The organism is Turicibacter sp. GALT-G1, assembly GCF_025594995.1.
Taxonomy (GTDB): Bacteria; Bacillota_I; Bacilli_A; order MOL361; family Turicibacteraceae; genus Turicibacter; species Turicibacter bilis.
Genome location: NZ_JAMQUS010000028.1, coordinates 1 through 3,206 on the forward strand (window position 1 = coordinate 1; position 3,206 = coordinate 3,206).

At 34.6% G+C, this 3,206-nt stretch carries 3 protein-coding genes; 1 reads left to right on the forward strand and 2 read right to left on the reverse strand.

Annotated elements, in window-relative coordinates; genetic code table 11:
- Positions 1 to 110: 110 nt before the first annotated feature.
- The gene (locus NEH74_RS05815; RefSeq protein WP_237252631.1) at positions 111 to 389 is read left to right on the forward strand and encodes a hypothetical protein; all 279 of its coding nucleotides are present in this window, start codon (positions 111 to 113) and stop codon (positions 387 to 389) included.
- A gap of 215 nt (positions 390 to 604) precedes the next feature.
- On the opposite strand, the gene NEH74_RS05820 is transcribed toward NEH74_RS05815, so the two are convergent.
- On the reverse strand, positions 605 to 1,501 hold the full coding sequence (locus tag NEH74_RS05820) for a D-alanyl-D-alanine carboxypeptidase family protein (RefSeq protein ID WP_055304863.1): 897 nt from the start codon (positions 1,499 to 1,501) through the stop codon (positions 605 to 607).
- Positions 1,502 to 1,667: 166 nt separating this feature from the next.
- Positions 1,668 to 3,077 carry a flotillin family protein gene (locus NEH74_RS05825; RefSeq protein ID WP_055241898.1) on the reverse strand — a complete coding sequence of 470 codons (1,410 nt, stop codon included), beginning with the start codon at positions 3,075 to 3,077 and terminating at the stop codon, positions 1,668 to 1,670.
- Positions 3,078 to 3,206 lie beyond the last annotated feature (129 nt).

The following is a 3,206-nucleotide window of genomic DNA, read 5'->3' on the forward strand; positions in this document are numbered from 1 at the left end:
TAAAATTTCTTCACCCACACTAGTTGACAAAGAGCCATTTATTCTTCATAAATTCATAACTAACGTTTAAATTAATAAAGTAAACATCTTTATGATAGGAAAGTTATGTTATGAAAAAGAAAATAACTATTCTAACACTTTTGACATTAATAGCTTTAGTTAGTACTTGTAGTCATAAAAATACTAATATGACTAATCAGTCTCTTGATAAAGTAGTAAAAGAAAGCTGGATTGTTATCATTACTAAAGATTTAAAAACTGATCGTGAATTAGTCTTTGAAGGTGCATTTAAAAAAGGTGATGAAGTGGTTCCACGTCTACTGGCTTTATATAACCAAGATGAAAATCATGTTAAAACTACTTCTTACACTTTAACGCCTCCTAACTAAAGCTACATTCAAACAAGATGGCTCTCGCATCAAAGGTGAAACATTCAAAGGATATGTTTACGTGGAATATAATAACTTTGAATTAGTTGATGGAAATATCTACTTCAAAACACAACAAGCTAAAGATAGTCTTAAGCTAGATAATACATCAAAAGTAATGGGTAATACAGAAGTTAAATAATCATAAATAAAAGAGCTATGAAAAAATAGCTCTTTTATTTATTTAAGTATTGTTCTAAAATCCAATTATTTTCATAAATTTCCGTTGCAGCTTCAACACCAACATAACGAATATGCCAAGGTTCATACTGATATCCAGTTTCAGATTCTCGCCCTTCTAAATAGCGAATAATATAGCCAAATCGATGTGCATTGTCTTTTAGCCAAATTCCCTCAGCTGTTTTACCAAATTCCGTTGTTAATTGTCCATTGACACTATCAGCTGTCACATCAATCGCTAAACCTGTTTGATGCTCGCTATGACCTGCTCTTGCACTAAAACGATCCGCAGCTTCTTGCCCATTTTGATCAACATATCGTTGATATAATGAAACTTGTGTTTCGTATGAACGATAGCCACTTCGTGCTAAAAAGATTAATCCCGCTTCTTGTTCTGCTGCACTGAATAATTGTTCAAGATGTTGTGATGCTTCTTCACGTAAATAAATAGTTTTATTTTGTTCATGCCCAAGTGCCAAAACATTTGGGAGCACTAAGTCACTTGGAGCATAACTTGAATCTAATGCATAATTTTTATTCACTAATACGAGTTTTGAATCTCCATTTGAGACTGTTATAACATTTTCATAAAACGAACTTTCCAAGTCTAACTTAGCCTGTTGTTGTGCTAGTCGTTCCTCTTGTCGTTTTTCCTCGGCTAAACGTTCTTCTTCTAAAAGCTTTTCTTTAGCCAGTTGATCTAAGTGTGCTACAGTTGCTACCTCATTCGTTTGATAGAACGATTGTGAGTATAATTGTTTTCCGACTGAATCTTGACGACTTTGTCCAAAAATCGTCATGTTCTTACTTAGACTTATTCCAATTGTAATAATAAACAATCCCAAAAGAGATCCAAATTTAATCATTTTTTTCTTCAACTTCATACGCTCCATGAATTAATAACCCTATCCCATATATATTTTATATAATTTTAGTATATCACAATTCTGTTTAAATCGTTCAAATTATCCAATAATTCAGAGCGAATTTCGATAAAAATATCGTTTGATATCGTTCTATCGACATTGCATCATAAAAAGGGAGCTATATTAGCTCCTTTTAGTTCAGATTATTTTCTTCAATCTGATCTTCATTAGTCGATGGTTTTTGTAAAGAAGAAATTAAATCAATTAAATTAATTCCTGTTAAAGATTCTACCACCTCTGGAACTTCTGAGATCATCTTAGTTACATTTTGAGTCACTTTGGCTGCTCCGTGCCCCCCACCATTATCAATGATGACCATCTTCTCAGTTTGCGATAATGGATCTGCGATATTTTTTGCAATATCAGGTAACTTCTCAACAATCATCTGTACAATTGCTGCTTCTCCATATTGTTTATAAGCTTCAGCTTTTTCACGCATGGCCTCTGCCTCTGCTTTCATCGCTTCCGCAAGTGCCTGACCTTTTACACGAGTCGCTTCTGCTTCAGCAGCACCTTTAATTCGAATTGATTCTGCCTCCGCTTCTGCATTTTTGATGATAGCATAACGTTGTGCATCCGCTTCTTGTTGTTCTTTATATTTTTGAGCCTCTGCAACTTTTTTAACAGTTGCTTCAAGTTCTTTTTCTTGTTTGATTGCTTGTTGCATCGCGATTTCCGTTTGACGTTGCTCTTCAAATAACTGTGTATTTTTTAATGCTTCAATGACGCTCTTTTTCACAATATTTTGTTCCACTTCATAAGCATAATCAGCTTTCGCTTGGGCTTTTTGCTCCTCTTCTTTATAAGCTTGGACACGTAATTCTTTTTCTTTTTTTGCTAATGCAATCTCAGTTTCAGCTTTTAATTGTGCCTCAGTCCCTAGTCGTTTTGCTTCTGATGTTTTTTGCATACGATCTCGTTCAGCCTCTGCTTCAGCAATCGCTGCATTTTTCTTCACTTCAGCAATTTGTTTTGCTCCTAATGCTGTTAAATATCCTTTGGTATCATCAATGTCACGGATTGTAAATGTTTTAATCTCAAGCCCCATCTTATCGAGATCAGCCTTGGCAACATTCTCCACTTCATTTGCAAACATTTCGCGATCTTTATAAATTTCCTCAATCGTCATTTTAGAGACAATTTCACGTAGTTTTCCCTCTAATACATCTTGTACCGTTTCTTTAATGACATTAATCGTTTCTTTTTCACGACCCGTGTTAAACTGCTCTACGGCTAATAAAACACTTTTAGGATCCGAATTGACTTTAATAATAGCGACCCCATCTGTATCAATTGGAACCCCATTACTATCTAATGATTCATGTGTTTTAACCTCTACCTTAATATTTTCTAAAGAAATACGTGACGTTTGTTCAAGATAAGGAATGACAATTCCTCCACTCCCACTAATCACACGACGCTTTAATCCAGTGACAACAATCGCTTTATCCTGTGGTGCCTTTTTCCACAACATCAATAAAATAATGATAGCTACAGCTGCTAGCACAATCCACCCGATATAAGGTAATAAGGCATTTAACATTATATGTCCCCCTCCTATATGTCCTTACAATAATCATATGACTTTTTTACTTAAATAGAATCGAGTAGGAGATAATTAATTAATTTAATCATCGTCCTCTCACACCACCGTACGTACGGTTCCGTATAC

Bases quoted from the DNA above. Each gene is read 5' to 3' on its own strand.
- NEH74_RS05825 (WP_055241898.1), bottom strand. From the start codon at position 3,077: ATGTTAAATGCCTTATTACCTTATATCGGGTGGATTGTGCTAGCAGCT.
- NEH74_RS05820 (WP_055304863.1), bottom strand. From the start codon at position 1,501: ATGGAGCGTATGAAGTTGAAGAAAAAAATGATTAAATTTGGATCTCTT.
- NEH74_RS05815 (WP_237252631.1), top strand. From the start codon at position 111: ATGAAAAAGAAAATAACTATTCTAACACTTTTGACATTAATAGCTTTA.